Source organism: Blastococcus sp. SYSU DS0533, from assembly GCF_054050775.1.
This window is the reverse complement of sequence record NZ_JBJGZZ010000002.1, coordinates 119249-141450: the sequence shown is the minus strand read 5'-3', so window position 1 is coordinate 141450 and position 22202 is coordinate 119249. Positions and strand designations below refer to the sequence as shown.

Sequence of the window (22202 nt, the reverse complement as noted above, 5' to 3'; positions counted from 1 at the left end):
GCCATGCCCGGAACCTGCCGGCGCCGGCAGCTCCCCGCGAGCAGGTACGGCGCCATGCGGCGGGCTCGGCGGTGCAGCCGTCGGCCTCAGCGGCCGCAGCCGCCCGTCCCGGCCGACGACGCGGGGAGTCAGAGGGCCCCGTACAGGGCCGTCTCCACGTCCACGTAGACCTGGTGGACCTCCGGTGCGACGAACGGCAGGGTCTGGGTGTAGACCGCCGCCGTGACACCGGTCGTGCGGTCGATCCAGAAGTGGGTGTTGCAGAGCCCGGCCCACGCGCCGCTGCCCGCGCGCCGGCGCCCGGGGAGGTCCTCGGTGTTGAGCATCAGCCCGTACCCCCACTTGTGGCCGGGACCCACGCAGAAGTCCGCGGTGGAACCCGGATCGCTGGTCCGGATCGCGGCGGGGAAGTCCAGGTCCCCGATCTGGTTGGCGAACGCCGCGTCGACCGTCTCGGGCCGCAGGATGCGGGTGCCGTCGAGCTCGCCGCCGCCGAGCAGAGCCCGCTGGAAGCGCAGGTAGTCACGGGGCGTCGAGTACAGCCCGTGCCCGCCGGCGTAGTACTCCGGTTCGGGGTGCAGGTCGAGCTCGCTGGGCTGCCACGAGCCGTCCGGACCGCGCATGTGCACCGGCATGCAGTTCGCCCGGTGCTCGGCGCTGGGGGCGAACGAGGTGTCGTCCATGCCCAGCGGCCCGGTGATCCCCTCCTTCACCGCGACGTCGAGGCCCAGCCCGCTCGCCGCCTCGACGACCTTGCCCACCCAGTCGATGTTGATGCCGTACTCGAAGCGGGTGCCGGGGTCGGCCAGCAACGGCGCTCCGAAGACCACGTTCGACCCCGAAAGCACGTTGGGCGTGCCGGTCACCGTCTCCCAGCGCAGCAGGTCGGCGTTAAAGAACCAGTAGCCCAGGCCGGCTGTGTGGGTGAGCAGCTGGTGGACCGTGGCCTTCGTCGCCGGCGGCCGCAGCCGGGGTACGTCGCCGTCGAAACCGTCGAGGACCTGCAGCGCGGCGAACTCCGGGCAGTACTCCTCCACCGGCGCGTCGAGGCGGAGCGTGCCCTGCTCGACCTGCTGCAAGGCCGCCACCGTCGCGACCATCTTGGTCATCGACATGATGCGGTAGTGCGTACCGACGCTCACCGCCTCGTCCCCGCCGGCCACCCGGTACCCGGCCGCGCTCTCCAGGATCGGACCGTCCCGGTCGGCGGCGACCACCACCACGTTGGGGACCGCGCCCCGCTCCACTGCTTCCTGCAGGACGACGTCGACGGCGTTCGGGTCCACGGGTGCTCCCCGGATCGGAGGGCGACCGGCTGCACCGGCCGATGCCGTGAACTGCGTCACGGCCGTGCACGGCACCCTGCCGCTGCCGGCCCACCACGGCAAGAGGGTCGCCTGCGCGCGCCGTCGTCGGCGGGAGGGGCGCCCGTCGTCGTCCCGGTGACGTCGGCCGGGCCGGAGGTGCGCTCGGACAGCGGCCGTCCACCCACGCCTGCCACCCGGAGGCCCTGCACCGTCGGCCACGGCGGTGCAGGGCATCGGCCGGAGCCCGCGGTCAGGCGACCTTGCCCACCATCCCGTGAGGGTCGAGCACGTACTTCCGGGGCGCACCCTGGTCGAACTCGGTGTAGCCGCGCGGGGCGTCCTCCAGCGGGATCACCGTGGCGTTGACCGCCTTCGCGATCTGCACCTTGTCGTGCAGGATCGCCATCATCAGCTGGCGGTTGTACCGCATGACCGGGCACTGGCCGGTGGTGAACACGTGCGACTTCGCCCAGCCCAGGCCCAGCCGGATGGACAGCGACCCGGTCTTCGCGGCCTCGTCCACCGCGCCCGGGTCACCGGTGACGTAGAGGCCCGGGATACCGAGGGCGCCCCCGGCCCGGGTGAGGTCCATCAGCGAGTTGAGCACCGTCGCCGGCGCCTCCTGCTGCGACCCCGGCCCGTGCCCGCGGGCCTCGAAACCGACGGCGTCGACGCCGCAGTCGACCTCGGGCTCGCCCAGGATCTGCTCGATCTGGTCCTTCGGGTCGCCCTTCGACACGTCGATCGTCTCGCAGCCGAAACTGCGGGCCTGGGCCAGCCTCTCCTCGATCAGGTCGCCCACGATGACGACCGCAGCGCCGAGCAGCTGCGCCGACACGGCCGCGGCCAGCCCGACCGGCCCGGCGCCGGCGATGTACACCGTCGAGCCGGTGGTGACCCCGGCGGTGTAGCAGCCGTGGTAGCCCGTCGGGAAGATGTCGGACAGCATGGTCAGGTCGGTGATCTTCTCCAGCGCCTGGTCGCGGTCGGGGAAGCGCAGGCAGTTGAAGTCTGCGTACGGGACCATGACGTACTCGGCCTGGCCACCCGTCCACCCGCCCATGTCGACGTACCCGTACGCCGAACCCGGCCGGTCGGGGTTCACGGTCAGGCAGAGACCGGTCTTGCCCTCCTTGCAGTTGCGGCAGCGGCCGCAGGCGATGTTGAACGGCACGCTGACGATGTCGCCGACGTCGAGGAACTCCACGTCGGCCCCTTTCTCCACGACCTCACCGGTGATCTCGTGCCCCAGCACGAGCCCCTCCGGAGCGGTGGTGCGCCCGCGGACCATGTGCTGGTCGCTCCCGCAGATGTTGGTCGTGACCGTCTTGAGGATGACGCCGTGCGGTGTTTTGCGCCCGACGTTGGACGGGTGGACGCCCGGCCCGCTCTGGAGTTCCAGCTTGGGGTAGTCGAGGTCCGCGACCTCGACCTTGCCCGGTCCCATGTACCGGACGGCCTTGTTGCCTGCCACGGCGCTCCTCCTCTGGTCCGGGACCGCCCGGGTCGGGCGCGTCCGCTCCGTGATCACCCACGCCGATCGCGCGGTCCTGTGCACCGGTGCGGGGGCAGGGCACCGTGCGGTCCACCTCACAGCGCACGCCGCTCGCCCACCACCAGGTGCCGCCCGACCCGACGCGTCGCACACCGCGAGGTCACGCCCGACGACGGTTGGTGCGCGGGCCGTCGTCGTCCAGCAGGTCGTCGTCGACGAAGCCCCTCTCCGCGCGGATCGGCTCGACCAGCGCGGTCAACCCGCGCCGCGGCTCGCCCTCCTCGCCGGGGTCGCGCGCCCTCGTGCGCGATGACCGCGAGCAGGTGGGGGCGGGTGCCGGTCGGGGTGGTCACCGGATCTCCTCGGTGGGTCGGGAGCAGGGGCGGACGGACGGAGCCGGTGCGTCAGGGCACGAGGATGGCCCGGCCCCGTACCTTCCCGGCGTCGAGATCGCGGATCGCGTCCACGGCCCGGTCCAGCGGGTACTGCTGGGTGTGCAGGGTGACCTTCCCCGCCTGCGCGAGCACCATCAGCTCGGCCAGGTCGGTGTAGGTGCCGACGATGTTGCCGACGACGTTCTTCTCGCCGGCGACGAACTCCAGCGTCGGGATCCGCAGCTCCCCGCCGTACCCGATCACGTAGAGGGAGCCCGCCGGGCCGGTCATGCGCCAGCCGTCCATCTCCGCGCCCTGCTCCGCGACGAAGTCGAAGACGACGTCCGCGCCGCCGCCGGTGAGCTGCTGCACCGCCTGCACCTGGTCGCCGTCGGCGAGCACGGTCTCGTCGGCGCCGATCTGCCGGGCGAGCTCGAGGGCGTCGGGGTTGCGGTCGACGACGACGATCCGGGTACCCGACAGGGCCGCCAGGCACTGGACACCGATGTGACCGAGCCCGCCGGCGCCCTGCACGACGGCCGTGGTGCCCGGGTGCAGCAGCGGCAGGGCCTTGCGCACCGCGTGGTAGGCGGTGATGCCGGCGTCGGCCAGGGCGGCGACGTCGGCGGGGTTGGTGGACGGGTCCAGCTTCACGCAGGCGCGGGCGGTGGTGCGCAGGTACTCGGCCATGCCGCCGTCGTCGTCCGACAGCCCGGGGAAGAAGGCGTTCTCGCACTGCATGTCCCGGCCGGCGCGGCACGCCGCGCACAGGCCGCAGCTGGGCTGCGGGTGCAGGATCACGGTGTCGCCGACAGCGACGTTGGTGACCCCCTCGCCGACCGCGTGCACCCAGCCGGCGTTCTCGTGCCCGATGACGTAGGGCAGGTCGGGGTTCTGCAGGTCGGCCCACTGGCCCTCGAGGATGTGCAGGTCGGTGCGGCAGACCCCGGCTCCACCGATCTTCACGATCACGTCGAGCGGACCCCGCAGCTGTGGCTCGGGGATCTCGTCGATCGTCGGGTCGGCGTGGTACGAGTGCACGCGGACGGCCTTCACGGGCGGGTTCCCTTCGAGACGGTGAGCGGGATGAGCGGTCGGTCCTCGGGCCGGGGCACCTGGTCGGCCTCCGACCCGGGGTATCGGGTGGTGAGCAGCCCCCGGCAGAAGTGCGCGTTGCCGTCGATCGAGACGCGCACCGAGCGGGCCCTGCGCAGGAACAGCGCGGCCGCCTCCGGGCCGGGGCGGGCGCCGTCGGCGTCGACGAGCACGGCTGCGGCGTCGTCCACCGGCAGCCCGAGCGCGACCCGGCGGCGCAGCAGCGCGTCGGTGGTCGGCTCCCGCGCCGGCAGGTCGCCGAGGACGAGCGCCGCCACGTCCACCCCGGGGTCGGCGCGGAGCAGGGCGGTGACCGCCCGCTCCATCGCCGCGGTGTGCGCCTTGCTGGCGAAGGTCGCCCGCAGTTCGTCCAGCGAGTCCTCGGCCTCGTGCCCGAAGGTGCCCCGGTACCCCAGTCCGGCGGCCAGGCCGCGGTTGATCAGGTCGGAGTCGTGGTGGTCGTCGAGCTCCACCACCACGCGCCCGACACCCGGGACGGCAGCCACCGCGTCGTGGGCGTCGGAGACCATCAGCCAGGCGAAGTTCGGCGCGCAGAACGAGGTGGGCAACCGCAGGTGCACCTCGGCGACGGGCGGGTCGGTCGAGCGGTCCACCGAGACGGACCGGACGAAACCGAGGTCGGTGATGGGCTCGTCGAGCTCGGGGTCGACGACGGTGGCCAGGGCGGCACGGACGTCGGCGGCCAGCTCCGGGAGGACGGCGGTCACCGGGCAGCCGCCCCCGCGAGGTCCGCGGCCGCGGGCCGGCGCGGCCCGGTGGCGGTCTCATCGGCGTCGGGCAGGCGCAGCTCCGGCGGGACCGGCAGGTCGTACAGCTTCGCGGCGTTGAGCCCGAGCACCTTCTTCTTGAGCTCGGTGGTGAGCGGCGCGTACTCCGGGCTCATGTCCTCCGGGATCTGGAAGTCGACGAACTTCTCGACCAGCCACTTCGGGGTCCACAACGCGTAGTCGCTGGAGAAGAGGATGCGGTCCTCCCCGAGCCAGTAGGTGAGCTCACCGATGATCTGGGCGAAGTAGCGCGGCCGGGTGTGGATGAACGGGATCGCCACGGCGAGCCCTGCGTGGACGTTCGGCTCCTGGGTGGCGATCCAGCAGAAGTCCTCCAGCCGGGGCAGCCCGCAGTGCTCCACGACGAAGTTGAGGTCCGGGAAGTCGGTGGCCGCGTGGTCGACGTCGGCGACGTCGAAGGCGTCGCGGTCCAGCGGGCGGATCGTCGGGCCCTTGTGGATGTGGATGTTCCGGATGCCGAGCTCCTGCGAGAGCTCCAGGTAGCGGTAGGCCATGGGGTCGGTGAGCTTCCAGCCGCGGGACTCGCCGTGCCAGTCCGCGGTGTAGAGCTTCACGCCCTTGAGGTGCATCCGCTCGGCTGCGGCCCGCAGCGCGGTCAGGCCGTTCTCGCCGTCGCGCGGATCCCAGTAGTGGTTGTAGGTGAGCTTGTCGGGGTGGGCCTGCGCGAGCGTGAACGCCTCCTCGGTCTGACCGAAGCCCCGGTGGTAGAACTCGGCGAGCCGGGCCGGCTGGAAGATCGCGTGGTCGACGATGCCGTCGACGAACACGTCGCGCATCAGCCGCTCGCCGCCCTGGTAGAGGTACTCCTCGTACCCCCACTGCTCGGACTCCGGGCTCAGGTTGCGGTGGTAGTCGTAGAAGCAGTCGATGAACTGCTTGCCGTGGACGTTGCGCTGGTTCTCCGGACGTGCGTCCCACAGCGCGATGTGGGCGTCCACGATGAAGTAGTCCTCGCCGTCCTTGCGGTACATCTGCCGGCCTCCCAGCGGTTCGGGATGTGGCGGCGCTCATGCCGCTGGTGACCGACGCTAGGAAGGTCGCGCACCGCCCGGTAGATGTGGCCTGTCTCACTTTGAGACGTCGGGAAGGCGTACATTCCCGGGCCATCCGGCAACGAGACGGTGCGGGCGCCGGCGCCCGCACCTCCGGGAGGTGCTCCGGCGTGGAGGCAGATCGGCCCGGTTCGCCGCCCGCGACGCCGGTCGCCGGGCGGCGGCCCGACGGGCGGCTGGCGGCGCCGCGCCTGCGGGCCTCCTGGCGGCGCAGCCAGCAGTACGGGGTGCCGCCGGACGAGGTGCTGCCGCGCTTCACCGGCTCGGTCGACACCGGTTCACTGCTGTACGAGTGCGGGTCGCGGGTGCTCACCGGCCTGCACGCGACGATCGCCAACGAGCCGGTCAGCCTGATGGTCGCCGACCGCGAGGGGCTGGTGCTGCTGCGGCTGTGCAGCGACGCGGGGATGCGGCGCTCCCTGGACGCGGTCCACCTCGCGCCCGGCTTCTACTACTCCGAGCGGCAGGCGGGCACCAACGGACTGGGCCTCTCCCTCGCCGACCGCGCGCCCTCGCTCGTCCGGGCCGCGGACCACTACTGCGCCGAGCTCCGCGGGTACACCTGCGCGGCCGTCCCCGTGCTGGACCCCGTCTCCGGTGAGCTGGCAGGCTCGATCAACCTCACCACCTGGTCGGACTCCTCCTCCGAGCTGCTGCTGGCCCTGGCCCAGGCCGCGGCCGGTGCGACGAGCGGGCTGATGCTGCAGCGGGCCGCCGGGCGGCCGGCCGGGTCGGCGCCGCGCGGTGAGGTGTTCCGGGTGGACAGCGGGGCCACCGGCGCGGACGACCCGTGCGTCTCGGCCGGGTGGCGGTCGGCCGTCGCGGCGACCCGGGCGGCCGACGCCTCGGGCCGGGTGGTCGCCGTCGTGGGTGAGCCGGGGGTCGGCAAGTCGACGCTCGCCGTGCTGGCCCGGCAGCGCCCGGGGCGCGGGCGGCGGATCCTGCACGCCCGGGCCCCCGGCGACGACGGCGCCGCGCCCTGGCTGGACCTGTGGACCCCCGAGCTGCGCGACCCCGAGGTGCACGTGGTCGTGTCGGGCACCGAACGGCTGCCGGCGTGGGCGGCGGAGGAGCTCGCCACCGTGCTCGCCGCTGCCGTGCGGACCGACGGGCGCCAGCAGCCGTTCGTCCTGACCAGCCGTGAGTACGCGGCGCTGCCCCCGCCGCTGGCGCTGCTCGTCGACGCCGTGGTCGAGGTGCCGCCGCTGCGCCTGCGCACCGACGACGTGATGGCGGTGGCGCACGCCGTCGCCCGGGCCGAACGGCACCGCCCGGTCGAGTTCACCGCCCGCGCGGTGCGCGCGCTGACCGGCTGCTCGTGGCCGGGGAACACCCGCCAGTTGCGCCGGGTGGTGCGCGAGGCCGTGGTGCGCGCCGACGTCGTCGACGTCCACCACCTCGCCCCGGAGGTCCTCGACGGCGGCTCCCGCGTGCTGAGCCGGCTGGAGCGGCTCGAGCGCGACGAGATCGTCCGGTGCCTCACCGAGCCGGGCACCACGGTCACCCGGGCCGCGCAGAACCTCGGCATCGGCCGGGCGACCCTGTACCGGAAGATCGCGCACTACGGGCTGACCCTGCCCGATGCCCCCGGCTGAACGCCGGGTGCCTCAACCGTGCGCGGCCGCGCGATGGCGGACCAGCACGCCCAGCCCGGAGTCGGCGGCGGGGTCGCGCCAGACCGGGTGCGCGTGGTCCGCCCCGCGCTGGGTGTCGTTCCGCTCGACGAGCAGCCGCGGGCCCTGGACCCGGTAGTAGTGCGGGGCCCTGGCTCCGTCGGGCCCGCCCAGGCGATGTGCACGGCGTCGAGGGTGGCGTCGTCGTCGTACCGGTGTGACGGCGACACCTCCTCGGGCACCGGTCCAGGTAGGTGCCCAGCAGCGCCCGCGGGAGGGCCCGCTGCTCCACGTCCGGTCCGACCCGGCCCCGCGCCCGTCGGGCGCCACCGTGCCGATCAGCGCGTCCAGCGGCGCACCGACTTCCGCCGGGCCGCCTTCCAGGCGTCGGCGAACCGGCGCCGGTGCCGCTCACCGCGGGCCTCCTCGAGGGCGTGCAGGCGGCCGTAGAGGAGGCGGCCTCGGTGGAGGAGGCGGCGGCCGCCAGCTCGCGGAGCCGCTGCCGCGTGAGCACGGAGTCCTGGTGCTCCCCAGGGCCTCCTGCACGCCGTCCATCGCCCGGGCGGACGCGGCGGCGTCCTCGCCGAAGACCCGCTCGACCGACTCGCCGGCGTAGCGGGCCGCCTTCGCATCCTCGCGGGCCTCGTGCAGGAGTTCCTCGCGCCCGGCCGAGCGGGTGTCTGCCTGCTCCGCCAGTTCGCGACCACGGTGAAGCTCCGGCCCACCCGGCGCGGCAGCTCCTTCCCCGCGGGGCGGGCGGCGCGGCCGGTGGTCGGCGAAACCCCCACCAGCTGGTCGAGCGCCTGCAGCAGCTGGTGGTGACGCTCCCCGTCCAGGTCGGCCAGCACCCGGTCGTGCGCCTCGTTGCAGGCCTGGTGCAGCTCGGCCCGCGCCTGCTCACCGGCGGCGCCTGCCGCGTCGTCCGTGCCCACCGCGGCGGCCACGCGCACCCGCAGCACCTCCGCGTCTCGGCCCGCACCGGGCTCCGCCGCGAGCCACTTCAGCTCACCGCGCAGCGGGCCGACCACCTCGGTGTCGAACAGCGGCTCGGAGGTGGTGAGGGCGCTGCGCAGCCGGCGGGTGGCCACCCCCATCTCGTGCACCGCGTCGGGCGGGTCCAGGCGGACCGGCAGGTCCTGGGCGCGGATCTGCTCCACCTGCTCGCCCAGGTGAGCGATGACCGCACCGGCCTCCGATCTCCTCTTCGGCTTCCCCGGGCGCCGCTCCCCGGGATCCCGGGCGTCCCCGCCCAGGACGCGCTGCAGCCCGGACGACGCCGGGCGCGCCGTCAGCCCGCACTCACCCAGCCGGGCCCCGCCCCCGCGCGGGGGGCGAACAGCTGCCACCCGGCGTCGTCCCCACCCCGGCGGCGGCGCGCCGTCACGCCGGCAGCCGTCAGGCGCAGGTCGGGAGTGTGGAGAAGCACGTCGCCACGAGCTCCTGCCGGACCGGCCCGCCCTCGGTCATCGCGGTGGCCGGGTCAGCGGCGCCGTCGGGCCGCGCGAGCTCGAGCAGCGGCGGCAGCGGCACCGCGTCGTCCGGCTGGAAGGCGGTCCCGGCTCGTGGCTGAACGAAGGGCATACCGGAGATGTACCGCGGACCGACCGCAGACGTCGGCTCGCCGGAGGGCGGGGGTCCACGTGGCCATCGGCCGTGACGCCGGACACACTGGCCGTCGTCGGGACCGACCGGACGGGAGCACCCCCATGCGCCGCTGCCTGATCGTCGCCAACGCCGCCGCCCTCGGCCGCGCCGTCCAGGAGCGCCTCGCCGCCGGACCGCACACCTTCCACCTCGTCGCGCCGGCCACCCCGGCCCGCGACGACGCCGACGGCCCGGGCGCCTACGCGACCGTGGGGCCCTCCCCGGAGGACCGGGCCTTCGCGCTGGCGAGGCAGCGCCTCGACCGGGCGCTGGACGAGCTGCGCGCGCTCGGCGCGGAGGTCGACGGCGAGGTCGGCGACCCCGACGCGCTCGAGGCGGTCCGCACCGCGCTGGGGCACTTCGCGGCCGACGAGATCATCGTCTCGACGCTGCCGCACGGGATCTCCCAGTGGTTGCACCGTGACCTGCCGGCACGCCTGCGCAAGGCCTGCGGGATCCCGGTCACCCACCTGGCCGCGCAGGCCGGCAGCGGGGCCCGCGCCTGAGCGCACCCGGGCGGGAACCGCCGGACGGCCCGGGGACGTTGCTCAGGCAGCCGGCACACCGCCCTGCCCGAGGAGCACCATGACAACCCTGCTGCCGACCGACCCCGCCCTCGCCCTGGACGTGGGCGACCTGGGCGAGGACGGCGAGCTGTCGTGGCTGACCTCCCTGGACCCGACGGTGCTCGCCGTCCTCGGTGGCGTCCTGCTGGTGCTGCTGCTGGTCGCGGCGCTCGCCGGGTGGCTGGTGCTGCGGCGGGTGCGGCGCAGCCCGCTCGTGGCGCGGGGCCGGGAGCTCGCCTCGCGCGGGCGGGAGCTCGGCCTGCAGGGGGCGACCGCCGCGGCGGCGCGACGCCTCCCGCCGGGCTCCCGCCGCTCCGCCGCGGAGCTGCAGCTCGAGGTGGCCCGCGCCCGCGATCGCCTGCGCCACCACGTGGCCACCGCCCGGGCCGCTGGTGCCCACCTGGGCGAGATCCCGGACCTGCTGCCCTCGCTCGAGGCCGAGGGGGTCCGCCTGGAGCAGTACCTGCGCCGGCGGGCGCTGGCCACCGACCCGGCGGACCGGGTCGACCCCGAGCCCGAGGCCCGCGCCTACCTCGCGACCGTCGCCGACGTCTGCGACGCCGTGCTCGAGGCGGAGCGGGCGGTGGCGGGGGCCCGGCCGGTCACCGACGTCGCCGACGCCGTGGCCGCGCTGCGGGCGCACACGTCCGCCTACCAGGAGCTCACCGCGCCGCCGGCCGCGCCCCGGCTGCCGTCCCCGGCACCGGAGAACCGCGACCGACGGTGAGCACGACGACGTAGGCCGCCAGGCCCAGCACCAGGCAGCCGGCGATCGCGGGGACGTAGGAGCCCGAGGCGTCGACGGCCGCGCCGGCGAGCGGCGCCCCGACGGCGGACCCGAGGCCGGCGCTGGTGTAGAGGACCCCGAGCAGCCCGCCGAGCCGGGTGGTGCCGAAGCGCTCGGCGACGACGGCGGGCCCGATGGCGACGAACCCGCCGTAGCCGACGCCCAGCACCACGGCGAAGGCGAGCAGCACCCCGTACCCGCTCCCCAGCCACCACAGCGCGAAGCTCAGCCCCATGGTCAGGAAGCACCCCTGGAAGGCGCGCAGCGTGCCGACCCGCGCCGCGACGACGCCCAGCAGCAGCCGGCCGGCGGTGCTCGCCAGCCCGATCACCCCGACCAGCGCGGCCGCCGCCACCCGGTCGACGCCCTGCTGCACGGCGTACCCGGGCAGGTGCACGAACGGCACGAAGAGCGCCACGGCCATGAGCCCCGAGGCCAGGTACAGCCGCCGGTAGTCGGGGTTCCGCACCGCCTCCCGCAGCGTCAGCGCCGCCGGCCCGGAGGCCACCGGCGACGGCTGCACGACCAGCGCGCAGGCGGCCAGCACCACCGCGCCGCCCAGCCCCAGCACGAGGTGCGTGGTCCGCCACCCCAGCTCGCCGATCAGCGCGGCCGCGAGGGGCGCCACGGCGAGCGTGCCCAGGCCGATGCCCGTCACCGACACCCCGACCGCCAGGGTGCGCCGTCGCTCGAACCACCCGCTCACCACGGCGACCATCGGCACGTAGGCGCAGGCGACCCCGATGCCGACCCCCAGGCCGTAGGTGACCAGGCCGATCCACAGCTCCCCGGCCAGGGACGTCGCGGTCAGCCCGGCGCCGAGGGCGACGGCGCCGGAGAGCAGCACCCGGCGCGGGCCGTAGCGGTCCACCGCGACACCGCTGAGCGCGCCGAGGCCGAAGTAGGTGAGCGAGGTGAGGGCGAAGAACGCCGACGTCGCACCGCGGCCGGAGCCGAACTCCTCGGCCATCGGGGCCAGGAAGGCGCCGAACGAGTACGCGATCCCGAACGAGACGAACATCCCGGCGAACGCCGCGGCGACCACGACCCAGCCGCGGGAGGAGTCGACCGCTGCCGGGGCGCGCATGGCTCCGGACGATACGAGACCGCCGGGCGCGGCGGTCGCACGCCGGGGTCCCTGGCCCGACCGTCAGGGCCTGAAGCGCAGGACCACCACCTCCGAGTCCTGCGACGGAGGCTCCTCGTCGAACTGGCTGTCGACCAGGAGCAGCTTCCCGCGGGCGACGTCCGCGGTCGTCAGCACGCGCTCCGGGTCGGTGGGGACCTCGGCCACCACCCGCGCCGCGGTGGCGTCGCGGTCCAGCCGCAGGTAGGTGAGCACGCGCGGGAAGTTGCGGACGGCGACGAGCGTGCGCCCCTGCACGACCAGCCCGTCGGCGGAGGTGAGGTCGGCGTCCCCGGTGTCGACGAGGGTGGGCGCCGTCGTGGCCAGGTCGAAGCGCCACAGCTGCCCGGCCGCGCTGTGCGCGACGACCAGCGACCGGCGGTCGGGGGCGACCTCGATGCCGTTGAGCCCGAACGTCCCCGGCTCCTGCGGGACGATGCCGGACGCGTCCGACCACAGCGCCGCCGTCCAGCCCCCGTGCTCGCGGGCGATCCGGAAGATCCGCGGGGTGGTCGAGTCGGTGACGTAGGCGGCGCCGTCCGGGCCGACGACGACGTCGTTGAGGAACAGCGGGCCGTCCACGGGCATCCGCAGCGCCGCCAGCAGGCGGCGGTCCTCGTCGTAGACCCAGAAATCGGGGGCGTCGGCGGGGGCGCCGTCCTGCGTGCGGTTGCCCCCGCCGGCGACGAAGACCCGCTCCCGCCGGTCGGTGGCGATCCCGACGGCGGTGCGCCGGCCGTCGGCCAGGGCGTCGTCCTCCTCCAGCCACACCTCGGTGGCAGGGTGGTCGAGCCGGCCGCGGTGGATCTCCCCGCCGGTGGTCTCCGTGACGTAGAAGGTCCGCCGCTGGTCGACGACGTCGATGCCCTCGAACTGGGAACCGCCGGCGTCGCCGGACAGCAGGTAGGTGCCGGGCGGGCCGTTCCGGGAGGTGCCGCCGTCGTCCGCGGCGACGGGAGTGGCGAGCGCGAGCACGAGCGGCGGGAGGAGGAAGACCGCCGCGGCGGTGCGGCGGAGCGTCGGGCGCATGCGGCCTCCAGGCGGAGTGGCGGTGGACCCCCGTGCGCTCCTCACGATGACGCCGGAGGCCCGGGAGCGCCAGCGCGTCGTGCACGGGTGACGAGCCGCCCCCCACATTGCGGGGAGCCGCGCCTCCCGGTCTGCGGCTGTGCGCCGGCGTCCGTCCAGGCCAGGGTGGTGCCATGCCACGGGGGGACGAACACGCACCGCACCCCCGGAGAGCACCATGGAGACACCCGGCATCACCCGTCGCGACGCGCTGAAGATGGGGGTCCTGAGCGCCGCCGCGCTCACCTTCCCCCTGGCCGGCCCGCTGCTGGCCAAGGAGGCCTCCGAACTCGACAAGGACCGGATCCCACGGCCGTACACCCTCGCGTTCCGCCGGCCTCCCGTGCTGCGCCCGGTGGGCCACATGGACGGGCGCGACGTGTACGTGATGACCCAGCAGCAGGTGAAGCGGGAGATCCTGCCCGGCATCCGGACGACGGTGTTCGCCTACAACGGCACGGTCCCCGGGCCGACGATCCGGGTCCCGCGCAACCGGCCGGTCATCGTCCGCCAGATCAACGCGCTGCCCGCCGAGCACCCGACCCTGGGCTACGTGCCGTGGACCTCGACCCACCTGCACGGGGCGCCCTCGCTGCCGCAGTACGACGGATACGCCGGCGACATCACCCTGCCGGGCCAGTACAAGGACTACTTCTACGACAACAGCGAGACGGCGCGGACACTCTGGTACCACGACCACGGGGTCCACCACACCGCGGAGAACGTCTACATGGGCCTGGCCGGCCAGTACCACGTGCTCGACGGCCGGGAGAACGCCCTCGGGCTGCCCCGCGGTCGGTACGACGTCCCGATCATGATCAGCGACGCGGCGTTCGCCGCGAACGGTGAGCTGCTGTTCGACGACGACGGTGAGAACGGGGTGATGGGCGACGTCGTGCTCGTCAACGGCCGTCCCTGGCCGGTCCTGCAGGTGGAGCCGCGCAAGTACCGGCTGCGGCTGCACGCGGCGACGATCGGGCGGGGTTTCACCCTCCGGCTGACCCGCGGCGCGGTCATGGTGGTGGTGGCGACCGACGGCGGGCTCGTCCCGCAGGCCCAGCCGGTGGAGCGCCTCCGGCTCGGCATGGCCGAGCGCTACGACGTCGTCGTCGACTTCGCCCCGTTCGCCGGGCAGCGCGTCGAGATGCGTAACGACGGCGTCGACAACTCCATCGACTACGACGACACCGACAAGGTCATGGCCTTCCAGGTGGGCACCGTGGTCAGCGACCCGACGAGCAACGAGCTCCCCGCCGTGCTCAACCCCGGTTCCCCCGTCATGGCGCTGCGCGAGGAGGAGGCGGTGCGCACCCGGCACCTGGAGTTCCACCGGCAGAACGGCATGTGGGTGATCGACGACCACACGTGGGAGGACGTCGTCCGCTCGGGCTACCGGAAAGCCATCGCCGACCCCGCCCCCGGCGACGTCGAGATCTGGCGGCTGACGACCTCCGGCGGCTGGTTCCACCCCGTGCACCTGCACCTCACCGACTTCAAGGTCCTCGACCGGGACGGCCGGCCCCCGGCGCCGCAGGAGCTCGGCGCCAAGGACACCGTCTACCTCGGTGAGGGCGAGGAGGTCCGGATCATCGCCGAGTTCGGGGCGATCCTGGCCACCAACCCCGACCAGAGCGTGGTCCGGCGCGCCGGCCGGTACATGGTCCACTGCCACAACGTGTCGCACGAGGACCACGACATGATGACGCAGTTCTGGGTGGGCGGTGAGGGCGCTGGTCCCGACCCGATCACCGCCGCCCCGCCCCAGCCGCTGCCGGCGCCGCCCGTCCCGCCGGTCACCTGAGCGGTACGCGGCTCAGGGCTGCGCCTCCTCCCCCTCTGCCGTCAGCCACGCGCGCGCGGACCGGTAGTCCTCGGCCACCCCGAGGACCCGGTAGCCGCCGCCGGTCCGCTCCAGCAGCAGCCAGGCGTCGTCGAACGCCTCGAGCACCGTGTCGTCGCAGCGGTCCGGCAGCCCGTGGGGGAAGCGGGCGGAGCGGATCTCGCGCTCGTGCGGAGGCGGCGGTGTCACGGACGGCTAGGACTGCCAGCGTCGCCGCACGTCCTCGGCGAAGGCGGTGTACTCCCGCACCGGGAGGACCTCCTCGAGCGTCAGGTGGTGGCTCATGGGCAGGGCGCCCATCACGACCTGGTCGAGCTGGTCGTGCGACTCCACCTCCACGATGCCGATCACCCGGCGCTGGCCGGCGACCTTGTACAGGCTCTTGATCAGCCCCGCCTGCATCGCGCCGACCGCCGCCTGGGTCTCCCGCTCCCACTCGTCCCAGAACTCCTCGCGGTCCAGGCGGGTGTGGTCGACGCGGAAGCTGAGGTGGAACAGCATCAGGCGCTCCTGGTGTCCGGGCGGCGCCGGGCCGACGCCGCTGCTGCCGGGATGGCCGACAGGGTGCCCGTGCCCCGACTGCCCGACAAGGCATGCGGGCGCGCGCCGGACGTCGTGCACCGATGTGCCCGACGTCCGGCGCCGACCACGTGCTGCCGTACCGTCCCCGGGGTCAGCTCAGGTGGTGCACCTCCGGCAGCCCGTACACCGGCGTCGGGATCCCCTCGTACCGGGCCTTGAGCTGCAGCGCCAGGTAGAGGGAGTAGTGCCGCGACTGGTGCAGGTTGCCGCCGTGGAACCAGAGGGCCTCCTGCCGGGTGGGCTTCCACATGTTGCGCTGCTCCCCCTCCCACGGCCCCGGGTCCTTGGTGGTGTCCGAGCCCAGGCCCCACACCTTGCCCACCCGGTCGGCGACCTCCTGGCTGATCAGGTCGGCGGCCCAGCCGTTCATCGACCCGTACCCGGTGGCGTAGACCACCAGGTCGGCGGGCAGCTCGGTGCCGTCGTCCAGGACGACGGAGTCCTCGGTGAGGCGCACCACCTGGCCGTGCGCCAGCTCGACCCGGCCGTCGGCCACGAGCTCCGCGGCACCGACGTCGATGTAGTAGCCCGAGCCGCGGCGCAGGTACTTCATGAACAGCCCCGAGCCGTCCTCGCCCCAGTCCAGCCAGAAGCCGGCCTTCTCGAGGCGGTCGTAGAAGTCGGCGTCCCGCTGCTTCATCTGCTCGTACAGCGGGATCTGGAACTCGTGCAGGATCCGGTACGGCAGCGAGGCGAAGACCAGGTCCGCCTTCTCCGTCGTCACGCCGGCGGCCAGCGCCTCCTCGGAGTACAGCGCCCCGAGCCCGATCTCCATCAGGCTGTCGCTCTTGACGATGTGCGTCGAGGAGCGCTGGACCATGGTCACGTCGGCGTCGTGCTCCCACAGCGCCCCGCAGATGTCGAAGGCGGAGTTGTTGCTGCCGATGACGACGACCTTCTTGCCGGCGTAGGCGTCGGGCCCGGGGTGGGCCGAGGAGTGCTGCTGGTCACCGCGGAAGACGTCCTGCCCGGGGATGACCGGGATGTTCGGCTTCCCGGACATCCCGGTGGCCAGGACGACGTGCTTCGGCCGCAGCGTGAGCGGCGTGCCCTCGCGCTCGACCTCGACGGTCCACCCGCCCCTCTCCTCGTCGAAGGTCGCCGACGTCGCCGTGGTGCTGCCCCAGTAGGGCACCTCCATGACCTTGACGTAGCTCTCGAGCCAGTCGCCGATCTTGTCCTTGGGCGAGAACACCGGCCAGTTGTCGGGGAACTTCAGGTAGGGCAGGTGGTCGTACCAGACCGGGTCGTGCAGGCACAGGGACTTGTAGCGGCCGCGCCACTGGTCCCCCGGCCGCGGGTGCTTGTCGACGACGAGGGACGGCACCCCGAGCTGGCGCAGCCGCGCGCCGAGCGCGATGCCGCCCTGCCCCCCGCCGATGACCAGGACGTAGGGCTGGACGCGGACGCCGAGGTCGGCCTCCTCCTGCTCGCGGCGCTCGAGCCAGGTGCGGCGCTGCTTGTTCGCGCCGTGCTCGGCGCCCATCGGCCGGGCCGGGCCGCGCGGCTCCTCGTGGCCCTTGAGCTCCGCGAGGGTGGTGAGGAGGGTCCAGGCCTTCATCTCCCCGTCCTCCTCGACCAGCCGCGCCAGCCCGCGCCCCCGGCCGACGGCGGTCTCGAAGGTGAACCAGGCGGTCGTGACCCCGTCGGCCTCCTCGGGTGGCTCGTCGACGGCGAACGCCGAGGGGTCGGTGTGCCCCAGGGTCGCGGTGAGCAGGTCGGCGACGCCCCCGGGGTCCTCGACCGTGGTGATGTTCCAGCTGAAGGAGACGAGGTCCCGCCAGAAGCTGGTGGCGGCGAACATCCCGGCCGCGCGCGCCACGTCCCGCGCGCGCAGCGCCTCCTCGAAGCCGGTGAACCAGCGGTGCGCCCGCTGCTCCGGGGTCTGCGTGGGGGTGTCCAGGGTCTGGGTCATGCGCTGCGCCTCCTCCGTCCGCCGGTCGGCGTGGTGTGATGTGCAGCACACCGCCGGGCACCCGCCGGGGGAAGCGTTGCAGCGCGTTGCAGCCCCCGGCCGCCGCGGCGTCGCGTAGGAGGTGGACGTGGCCGGCTGGTCGGCGATCTCCCCGGGGACCGACTTGTCGCAGCACGCCCGGGTGCTGGTCCGGGTCCACGACGCGGTCATCGGCGGCGGGCGCCCGCCCGTCCGCCCGCGGGAGGTGGTCGCCCGCTCCTGGTCGCGGGTCCTCGGGCTGGGCCTGGACGCGTCCCGCACCAACCCCCGCGCACCGCTGCCCTTCGACGAGGTCGAGCGGCGCCGCCGCGTGAGCCCGCTGTCGCTCGTGGTGGACGAGCTGCGCCAGGTCCTGGTCAGCGCCGCCGACGCCTCCTCCTTCCTCGTGGTGGTCACCGACGCCGACGGCGTGATCCTGTGGCGGGAGGGGTCGGCGCGGGTGCGGCTGCGCGCGGACGCGCTGGGCTTCACCGAGGGCGCCTGCTGGACGGAGGGGGCCGTCGGCACCAACGCGATCGGGACGGCGCTGGCCGAGGCGGCGCCGGTGCAGCTCTTCTCGGCCGAGCACTTCGAGCTGGCCCAGCACCCGTGGTACTGCACCGCCGCGCCGATCCACCACCCGGTCAGCGGGGAGCTGGTCGGCGTCGTCGACGTCAGCGGGCCGGCGCTGACCCTGCACCCCGTCATCGGCGCCCTCGTCGAGACCGCGGTCAAGCTGGCGGAGGCGCAGCTGTGGCGCCACCACGAGCGCCGGCTGGAGCGGTTGCGCCGCTCGGTCCTAACCGCGCTGGCGGCCGTCCGCGGCCCCCTCCTGCTGGTCGACGACGACGGCTGGGTGGCGCACCGGTCGGGCATCGCGGTGCGCGACCGGATCGAGGTGCCGCGGGCCGACCGGCTGATCGCCGTCCCCGGGCTGGGCCTGTGCACCCCCGAACGGCTCGGCGAGGGCTGGCTGGTCCGCCCACGGGACCCCGGAGACGCGATCGAGGCCGAGCTCGACCTGACCGGCCCGCCGGTGCTCCGGCTGCGGGCCGGCACCGAGTCCTGGCGGACGCCGCTGACCCGGCGCCACGCCGACGTGCTCCTCCTGCTGCAGCGGGCCGGCCGCGCGGGGCTGACCGCCGCGGGGCTGAGCACCGCGCTGTACGGCGACGAGGAGCACTGCGTCACGGTGCGGGCGGAGGTGTCCCGGCTGCGCCGGGTGATCGGTGGCCTGGTGGCCACCACCCCCTACCGGCTCGCGGACGGCGTCAGCCTGTCGGTCGTCCGGTCCTGACCCGGTCGCTCCCGGCCGTCAGAGCAGGCGCGTGAACAGCCCACCCGTCCGCGGCGCCGGTGCGGGCTCCCGATCGGTGACCTCCCGCGGCGTTGCACGGGCGGCCGGCGGGCGGGCACCGTGCCCGGCTCCGGTGCTCCACCGGTGCTCGTGGGTGAGCCGTTCGTGGGCCAGGTAGTGCTGCACGGTCTCCTGCGCCGGCCGGCGACCGCGCGCGGCGACGTCGTGCCTGGCCTCCCGCTCGCAGGCCCGTTTCTCCGCCTCGGTCATCTGGAGCGGGTCCCACCCACCGCGCCGCCGGCCGGTGTCCCCGGGGGGCCGCGTCGTTCCGCTGACGACGGTCATGACGACTCCTCTCGTCGATGGGTACCGCCAGGGTGCGCCTCCCCGGGACGGCGGTACAGGGCCCCAGGTCACGAGGTGCGCTGCGGCGCCTCACCGCGGTTCCGGTCGCGCGCGGACCGGGCCCGGGGCAGGGTCGGAGCCGACGTTCCGACGCTGCCGGGAGGGCGAGTGCCGCACATCCACCTGCTCGCCACCGGCGGCACGATCGCGAGCCGGCGGGGGCCCGGCGGGCTCGCCTCGGTGACCCCGGCCGCCGACCTCCTCGCCGCGGCGGGGACCCCGGACGGGCTGGCGGTGACGACCAGCGACCTCAGCACCGTCGGCAGCTTCGCTCTGACGACGGCGGACCTCCGCGGGCTGGTCGCCGAGGTGCGGCGGTGCCTGGCGGCGGACGTCGACGGGGTCGTCGTGACGCACGGGACCGACACCATGGAGGAGTCGGTCTTCCTCGCCGACCTCGTCCACGACGACCCGCGCCCGGTGGTCCTCACCGGCGCGCAGCGGCCCTTCGACTCCTCCGCGCCCGATGGCCCGCGGAACCTCGCCGACGCGCTCCGCGTGGCCGCTGCCCCGGCCGCCCGGGGTACCGGCGCGCTCCTCTGCTTCGACGGCCTCGCCTTCGCCGCGCGGGGCGTGCGGAAGGTCGAGACGCTGCGCAGCGGCGCCTTCGCGGCACCGGGACGGGGGCCGGTGCTGCGGGTCGACGGCGAGGTGGTGACGCCGCTGGCCCGGCCGGTCCGCGGGCCGGCCCTGCCGCTCGACCTGGACGCCGAGCTGCCGCGGGTGGACGTCGTCCCGCTCTACCTGGGGGCCGACGACACCCTGCTCCGCGCCGCGGTGGCCGCCGGCGCCGCCGGCGTCGTGCTCGAGGCGTTCGGCGCGGGCAACGCGACCCCCGCCGTCGCCGCTGCCGTGGCGGAACTCGTCACCGGGGGGATGCCGGTGCTGGTGTGCTCCCGCGTGCCGTCGGGTCCCGTCGCCCCGCTGTACACCGGGGGCGGCGGCGCGGACCTGGCCCGGGACGGCGCCGTCCTCGCCGGCGACGCGAGCCCCTGGCAGGCCCGGCTGCTGCTCGCCGCCGCGCTCGCCGTCGCCCCCCACGACCCGCTGGCGGTCGTGCGCGACCACCTCGCGACCGGGACCCCGGCGTCGGACCGACTGGATGGAGTGCAGGGATGAGCAAGGAGATCTTCGTGGCCTTCGGCGTCGACGTGGACGCCGTCGGGGGCTGGCTGGGCTCGTACGGCGGGGAGAACTCCCCCGACGACATCTCCCGCGGCGTCTTCGCCGGCGAGGTGGGCGTGCCCCGCCTGCTGGAGCTGTTCCGCCGCCGCGAGCTGCCGACCACCTGGTTCTGGCCCGGCCACTCGATCGAGACGTTTCCCGAGCAGTTCGACGCGTGCGTCGCCGCGGGCCACGAGATCGGCGTCCACGGCTACAGCCACGAGAACCCGATCGCGATGAGCCGGGAGCAGGAGCAGGCGGTGCTCGACCGCTGCATCGCGCTGATCGAGGAGCGGGCCGGGCGCCGGCCGACCGGCTACGTTGCCCCGTGGTGGGAGTTCAGCGGCGTCACCAACGAGCTGCTGCTCGAGCGCGGCATCACCTACGACCACTCGCTGATGCACCGTGACTTCGAGCCCTACTACGTCCGGGTCGGCGACTCCTGGACGAAGATCGACTACGCCGCACCCGCGGAGAGCTGGATGGAGCCGCTGGTGCGCGGGGAGGAGACCGACCTCGTCGAGATCCCGGCGAACTGGTACCTCGACGACCTCCCGCCGATGATGTTCATCAAGTCCAGCCCGAACAGCCACGGCTTCGTCAATCCCCGGGACATCGAGCAGATGTGGCGCGACCAGTTCGACTGGGTGCACCGGGAGATGGACTACGCCGCCTTCACCATGACCATCCACCCGGACGTCTCCGGGCGCCCGCAGGTCCTCCTGATGCTCGAGCGGTTGATCGCGCACATCAACGGCCACGACGGGGTCCGCTGGGCGACCTTCGACGACATCGCGCAGGACTTCCTCCGCCGCTCGCCCCGCAGTTAACGCCGGCCACGAGCCGGCTCCCGCCTGCTCCCGGCGGCCGCCCCCGCCCACCCGGGGCGCGGGGCGGCACTGGTGCCGAGGAGCACCGTCGCCGCCGCGACCAGCAGGGCCGCCGGCAGCCCCGGCCCGGTGGCCACCCCACCGAGCGCCACGGCACCGAGCGCCTGGCCGGCGGTGAGGCCCACGAAGAGGAACGCCGCGGCAGCTGCTGCACCGTCCGGGCGGGCACGGGCGCCCCAGGCGATGAGCACACCGCTGAGCGCGACGAAGGCACCGCCGAAGGCGGCGAGGGCTGCACCGGCGAGCCACGGGACGCCGGGCACCACGGCGAGCAGCGCGGAGGCTGCCGCGGCCGCGAGGAGGCTGCCTCGCCAGGCAGCGCGCACCCCGTACCGCTCGACCAGCGTGCCGCTGACCCCGCCGAGCAGCCCCGCCGCCCCGAGGACGCACCACAGCGCCCCGCTCACCCCGGCGGAGAGCTCACCCGCCCCGGTCATCAGGTCGCGCGCGAACGTCCAGACACCGGCGCACCCCGCGCCCGCGAGGACGGCGGCCACCGTGGGCCGGCCCAGCCCCCGCCACGGCCGGCAGGCGGCGCGGGAGGGTCCGTCCGGACCCGGCCAGCGGGCCGACCGGTCGGCGACCCAGGTCACCAGCAGCGCCAGGACGGCGAAGGCGAGCCAGGCCGGGCGCCAGGCCGCGGGGGCGGCGAGGACCAGCAGGCCGCCGGCCACCACACCGGCTCCGGTGCCACTGTTCACGACCCCCTGCGCCCGGCCCTCGGTCGCCGGGGGGACGGAGGCGGCGACGGCGGCGACGAGCGCCGGCGTCGCGGCGCCCGCCCCGCTGCCGGCGACCAGCACACCGACGGCGAGCACCCCCGTGCCCGGTGCGGCGGCGACCACCACCGATCCCACGGCGGCGGTGCCCCCGGCGGCCCACAACGCGACCCGCCCCCGGCCGCGCGCGACGAGGAGCGGGGCCAGCAGCGCGGCGCAGCAGTACGCGAGGTAGCCGCCGGCCGCGAGCGCGCCCGCGGTGCCGACGGAGAAGCCGAACTCGGCGCGGAACTGCGGCAGGTAGAGGCCGAACCCGTACCGGGCGAGCCCGTAGGTGACGGCGATGACGGCCAGGCCCGCACCGATGAGCACTGCCGGCCGCACCGGGTCGGCCGCGCCGGGGGTACGTAACGATCGTTTCGCCATAACGGTCGTT

At 74.7% G+C, this 22202-nt stretch carries 22 protein-coding genes and 1 pseudogene; 7 read left to right on the top strand and 16 right to left on the bottom strand.

Features of this window, described 5'->3' with window-relative positions; genetic code table 11:
- Window positions 1-128: 128 nt before the first annotated feature.
- The 5 genes from ACI79W_RS03770 to ACI79W_RS03750 all read right to left on the bottom strand — a co-directional run bounded on the left by ACI79W_RS03770 (window position 129) and on the right by ACI79W_RS03750 (window position 6051).
- Window positions 129-1286, bottom strand: coding sequence for a serine hydrolase domain-containing protein (locus ACI79W_RS03770; RefSeq protein WP_456560734.1), 1158 nt, complete (start codon window positions 1284-1286; stop codon window positions 129-131).
- Between the two features lie 271 nt (window positions 1287-1557).
- The gene (gene fdhA / locus ACI79W_RS03765) at window positions 1558-2781 is read right to left on the bottom strand and encodes a formaldehyde dehydrogenase, glutathione-independent (RefSeq protein WP_456560733.1); all 1224 of its coding nucleotides are present in this window, start codon (window positions 2779-2781) and stop codon (window positions 1558-1560) included.
- A gap of 425 nt (window positions 2782-3206) precedes the next feature.
- A complete protein-coding gene (locus ACI79W_RS03760) occupies window positions 3207-4232 on the bottom strand; it encodes an NAD(P)-dependent alcohol dehydrogenase (RefSeq protein WP_456560732.1) in 1026 nt (341 codons plus the stop codon).
- On the bottom strand, window positions 4229-4999 hold the full coding sequence (locus ACI79W_RS03755; RefSeq protein ID WP_456560731.1) for an iron-sulfur cluster assembly protein: 771 nt from the start codon (window positions 4997-4999) through the stop codon (window positions 4229-4231). The genes ACI79W_RS03760 and ACI79W_RS03755 overlap by 4 nt, the downstream gene beginning before the upstream one ends.
- Window positions 4996-6051: an amidohydrolase family protein gene (locus tag ACI79W_RS03750; protein WP_456560730.1), complete on the bottom strand. Its 1056-nt coding sequence runs from the start codon at window positions 6049-6051 to the stop codon at window positions 4996-4998. The genes ACI79W_RS03755 and ACI79W_RS03750 overlap by 4 nt, the downstream gene beginning before the upstream one ends.
- Window positions 6052-6242: 191 nt before the next feature.
- On the opposite strand from ACI79W_RS03750, the gene ACI79W_RS03745 reads away from it, so the two are divergent.
- Entirely contained in the window at window positions 6243-7727 is a 1485-nt protein-coding gene (locus ACI79W_RS03745; protein WP_456560729.1) for an AAA-type ATPase lid domain-containing protein, read from the top strand.
- A 12-nt stretch (window positions 7728-7739) separates the two neighbouring features.
- On the opposite strand, the gene ACI79W_RS03740 is transcribed toward ACI79W_RS03745, so the two are convergent.
- The 4 genes and pseudogenes from ACI79W_RS03740 to ACI79W_RS03725 all read right to left on the bottom strand — a co-directional run bounded on the left by ACI79W_RS03740 (window position 7740) and on the right by ACI79W_RS03725 (window position 9326).
- Window positions 7740-8075 carry a DUF3500 domain-containing protein gene (locus tag ACI79W_RS03740; RefSeq protein ID WP_456560728.1) on the bottom strand — a complete coding sequence of 112 codons (336 nt, stop codon included), beginning with the start codon at window positions 8073-8075 and terminating at the stop codon, window positions 7740-7742.
- Window positions 8076-8156: 81 nt separating this feature from the next.
- Complete coding sequence (locus ACI79W_RS03735; protein WP_456560947.1) at window positions 8157-8396, bottom strand: CHAD domain-containing protein; 240 nt, start codon at window positions 8394-8396, stop codon at window positions 8157-8159.
- Between the two features lie 77 nt (window positions 8397-8473).
- Window positions 8474-9091, bottom strand: a pseudogene (locus tag ACI79W_RS03730) (CHAD domain-containing protein); the annotation flags it as partial.
- Window positions 9092-9140: 49 nt separating this feature from the next.
- Window positions 9141-9326, bottom strand: coding sequence for a hypothetical protein (locus tag ACI79W_RS03725; RefSeq protein WP_456560727.1), 186 nt, complete (start codon window positions 9324-9326; stop codon window positions 9141-9143).
- A 125-nt stretch (window positions 9327-9451) separates the two neighbouring features.
- On the opposite strand from ACI79W_RS03725, the gene ACI79W_RS03720 reads away from it, so the two are divergent.
- Together ACI79W_RS03720 and ACI79W_RS03715 are read left to right on the top strand one after the other, a co-directional pair.
- Window positions 9452-9895 carry a hypothetical protein gene (locus ACI79W_RS03720; RefSeq protein ID WP_456560726.1) on the top strand — a complete coding sequence of 148 codons (444 nt, stop codon included), beginning with the start codon at window positions 9452-9454 and terminating at the stop codon, window positions 9893-9895.
- A 79-nt stretch (window positions 9896-9974) separates the two neighbouring features.
- Window positions 9975-10682 carry a hypothetical protein gene (locus ACI79W_RS03715; protein ID WP_456560725.1) on the top strand — a complete coding sequence of 236 codons (708 nt, stop codon included), beginning with the start codon at window positions 9975-9977 and terminating at the stop codon, window positions 10680-10682.
- On the opposite strand, the gene ACI79W_RS03710 is transcribed toward ACI79W_RS03715, so the two are convergent.
- Window positions 10618-11829: an MFS transporter gene (locus tag ACI79W_RS03710; RefSeq protein WP_456560724.1), complete on the bottom strand. Its 1212-nt coding sequence runs from the start codon at window positions 11827-11829 to the stop codon at window positions 10618-10620. The genes ACI79W_RS03715 and ACI79W_RS03710 overlap by 65 nt on opposite strands.
- A 63-nt stretch (window positions 11830-11892) precedes the next feature.
- Complete coding sequence (locus ACI79W_RS03705) at window positions 11893-12897, bottom strand: SMP-30/gluconolactonase/LRE family protein (RefSeq protein WP_456560723.1); 1005 nt, start codon at window positions 12895-12897, stop codon at window positions 11893-11895.
- A 217-nt stretch (window positions 12898-13114) separates the two neighbouring features.
- On the opposite strand from ACI79W_RS03705, the gene ACI79W_RS03700 reads away from it, so the two are divergent.
- Window positions 13115-14737 (top strand): multicopper oxidase family protein, encoded by a 1623-nt coding sequence (locus tag ACI79W_RS03700; RefSeq protein ID WP_456560722.1) that lies wholly within the window; start codon window positions 13115-13117, stop codon window positions 14735-14737.
- A 12-nt stretch (window positions 14738-14749) separates the two neighbouring features.
- Here ACI79W_RS03700 and ACI79W_RS03695 read toward each other — a convergent pair whose 3' ends face one another.
- The 3 genes from ACI79W_RS03695 to ACI79W_RS03685 form a co-directional block, all read right to left on the bottom strand.
- Window positions 14750-14965 carry a hypothetical protein gene (locus ACI79W_RS03695; RefSeq protein WP_456560721.1) on the bottom strand — a complete coding sequence of 72 codons (216 nt, stop codon included), beginning with the start codon at window positions 14963-14965 and terminating at the stop codon, window positions 14750-14752.
- Window positions 14966-14971: 6 nt separating this feature from the next.
- Window positions 14972-15277, bottom strand: a complete 306-nt coding sequence (locus ACI79W_RS03690) for a muconolactone Delta-isomerase family protein (protein ID WP_456560720.1) — start codon at window positions 15275-15277, stop codon at window positions 14972-14974.
- 172 nt (window positions 15278-15449) lie between these two features.
- Complete coding sequence (locus tag ACI79W_RS03685) at window positions 15450-17273, bottom strand: flavin-containing monooxygenase (RefSeq protein ID WP_456560719.1); 1824 nt, start codon at window positions 17271-17273, stop codon at window positions 15450-15452.
- Between the two features lie 127 nt (window positions 17274-17400).
- Between ACI79W_RS03685 and ACI79W_RS03680 the strand changes: the two genes are divergently transcribed.
- Complete coding sequence (locus ACI79W_RS03680; RefSeq protein WP_456560718.1) at window positions 17401-18588, top strand: GAF domain-containing protein; 1188 nt, start codon at window positions 17401-17403, stop codon at window positions 18586-18588.
- Window positions 18589-18606: 18 nt separating this feature from the next.
- Here ACI79W_RS03680 and ACI79W_RS03675 read toward each other — a convergent pair whose 3' ends face one another.
- Window positions 18607-18933, bottom strand: coding sequence for a hypothetical protein (locus ACI79W_RS03675; RefSeq protein WP_456560717.1), 327 nt, complete (start codon window positions 18931-18933; stop codon window positions 18607-18609).
- Between the two features lie 168 nt (window positions 18934-19101).
- On the opposite strand from ACI79W_RS03675, the gene ACI79W_RS03670 reads away from it, so the two are divergent.
- Window positions 19102-20112 carry an asparaginase gene (locus ACI79W_RS03670; protein ID WP_456560716.1) on the top strand — a complete coding sequence of 337 codons (1011 nt, stop codon included), beginning with the start codon at window positions 19102-19104 and terminating at the stop codon, window positions 20110-20112.
- Complete coding sequence (locus tag ACI79W_RS03665) at window positions 20109-20987, top strand: polysaccharide deacetylase family protein (protein WP_456560715.1); 879 nt, start codon at window positions 20109-20111, stop codon at window positions 20985-20987. Before ACI79W_RS03670 ends, ACI79W_RS03665 begins: the two co-directional genes overlap by 4 nt.
- Here ACI79W_RS03665 and ACI79W_RS03660 read toward each other — a convergent pair.
- Complete coding sequence (locus ACI79W_RS03660) at window positions 20984-22192, bottom strand: MFS transporter (RefSeq protein ID WP_456560714.1); 1209 nt, start codon at window positions 22190-22192, stop codon at window positions 20984-20986. The two genes, ACI79W_RS03665 and ACI79W_RS03660, sit on opposite strands and share 4 nt — an antisense overlap.
- Between the last annotated feature and the right edge of the window lie 10 nt (window positions 22193-22202).

What these genes read in the sequence shown, in the direction of transcription:
- ACI79W_RS03710 (WP_456560724.1), bottom strand. Translation starts at nt 11,829, where the DNA reads ATGCGCGCCCCGGCAGCGGTCGACTCCTCCCGCGGCTGGGTCGTGGTC.
- ACI79W_RS03715 (WP_456560725.1), top strand. Translation starts at nt 9,975, where the DNA reads ATGACAACCCTGCTGCCGACCGACCCCGCCCTCGCCCTGGACGTGGGC.
- ACI79W_RS03700 (WP_456560722.1), top strand. Translation starts at nt 13,115, where the DNA reads ATGGAGACACCCGGCATCACCCGTCGCGACGCGCTGAAGATGGGGGTC.
- ACI79W_RS03750 (WP_456560730.1), bottom strand. Translation starts at nt 6,051, where the DNA reads ATGTACCGCAAGGACGGCGAGGACTACTTCATCGTGGACGCCCACATC.
- ACI79W_RS03705 (WP_456560723.1), bottom strand. Translation starts at nt 12,897, where the DNA reads ATGCGCCCGACGCTCCGCCGCACCGCCGCGGCGGTCTTCCTCCTCCCG.
- ACI79W_RS03725 (WP_456560727.1), bottom strand. Translation starts at nt 9,326, where the DNA reads ATGCCCTTCGTTCAGCCACGAGCCGGGACCGCCTTCCAGCCGGACGAC.
- ACI79W_RS03675 (WP_456560717.1), bottom strand. Translation starts at nt 18,933, where the DNA reads ATGACCGTCGTCAGCGGAACGACGCGGCCCCCCGGGGACACCGGCCGG.
- ACI79W_RS03685 (WP_456560719.1), bottom strand. Translation starts at nt 17,273, where the DNA reads ATGACCCAGACCCTGGACACCCCCACGCAGACCCCGGAGCAGCGGGCG.
- ACI79W_RS03665 (WP_456560715.1), top strand. Translation starts at nt 20,109, where the DNA reads ATGAGCAAGGAGATCTTCGTGGCCTTCGGCGTCGACGTGGACGCCGTC.
- ACI79W_RS03720 (WP_456560726.1), top strand. Translation starts at nt 9,452, where the DNA reads ATGCGCCGCTGCCTGATCGTCGCCAACGCCGCCGCCCTCGGCCGCGCC.
- ACI79W_RS03690 (WP_456560720.1), bottom strand. Translation starts at nt 15,277, where the DNA reads ATGCTGTTCCACCTCAGCTTCCGCGTCGACCACACCCGCCTGGACCGC.
- ACI79W_RS03660 (WP_456560714.1), bottom strand. Translation starts at nt 22,192, where the DNA reads ATGGCGAAACGATCGTTACGTACCCCCGGCGCGGCCGACCCGGTGCGG.